The organism is Vibrio sp. YT-19(2023) (genome assembly GCF_033337395.1).
The window spans coordinates 1-1,147 of record NZ_JAWOQN010000137.1; the positions used below are offsets into that span (position 1 = coordinate 1).

2 protein-coding genes are annotated in these 1,147 nt (G+C 43.5%); both read right to left on the reverse strand.

The window, feature by feature from the left end; translation table 11 throughout:
- Nucleotides 1-685 (reverse strand): D-alanyl-D-alanine carboxypeptidase/D-alanyl-D-alanine-endopeptidase (gene dacB, locus R7E78_RS24410; RefSeq protein WP_318058375.1); only part of this gene is annotated, 685 nt, incomplete at its 3' end.
- 198 nt (nucleotides 686-883) lie between these two features.
- Nucleotides 884-1,147 (reverse strand): porin (locus tag R7E78_RS24415; protein ID WP_318058376.1); only part of this gene is annotated, 264 nt, incomplete at its 5' end.

The window sequence follows — 1,147 nt, forward strand, 5'->3', positions numbered from 1 at the left end:
GCTTTTCTCGTTCAACTAAGCATCCTTTTAATTCGTAGTGATTGTCTGGGTGAGCAAGCAGGTCTAAATCGCAATGGCGGCTCTTTTGAATCGTCTTAGAAACAGTCTCGACCGAACTTTTAACACGAATAGGTTGATGCTCAGGCACATAGACTCGAGTCCCGCCATCTTTTTGTGTATAGATAGAAGCTTGGACACAGTTGTTGTTGAGTGTAATGCTAGAAGCCGGAGCGCTGTAGCAAACCCCCAGAATGTCCCACGGCCAACCCACCGCTCGGTCATACCCTGTAAAGGCACTGTTGTCTAACCACAGGTCACCGTTAATGCGCGTTAAACCATTTTTTTTCGCTAATGACAGCAACGCTTTCAAATCTTGTGTTTGTAGGGTGGGATCTCCGACAAAGTAGATAACGGCATCGGAACTCGAGGTTTCAAGCTTTGTTCGAAATGCAAAGCTGTCCCCTAACTCTAATTTAGCAGCTAAGGCTGTGACAATTTTTAATGTGCTCGCTGGTGGAAATAATTGGTCTGTTGGACGGATACCATCGAGCGTGGAACTTTCGTTTAGTTTTTCTGCAACTAAGCTGATACGGGCGCCCTCTGGCAATACCTCTTGATGAGGATACGCATAAGACAATAGCGGAAAAATAAGAGAAGAAATGAGTAGAGGCCAACGTAAACGCATAGTGTGATTTTCTAGGGTTAGTTATGTGATTGAGTATACGCAAGTCCACTCAATATGCTAGGTGCATCCAAGAATGCTTGGTTCATCATTAATATTGAGACAAAGTGGTTAGAAGAACGCGCTATTAAGATGAGAAATGAAAGATAAAAAAATGCCCGCGATAAGCGGGCACTGAGTATTCAAGTCTAAAGACTGGAATTAGAAGTCGTAACGTAGACCTAGAGCTAGCTCGTCTTCTGCATCAGCTTTAGATGCTGTAGTGTTGCCACCAACTTTACCTAGTTTATCGCCAGAGTCGATTAGGTTGAAGTTGTATGAAACGTAACCACGGAAGTTAGGCTTGAAGTAGTAAGATGCATCAACAGCGAAGTTGTTTGCAGAAGTTTCGTTGTTAGTTTCTGCGTTGTTGTACGTTGTTGTGAATACTGTTTGACCTAGAGTGTAAGCACCAGCTAGTTCGTA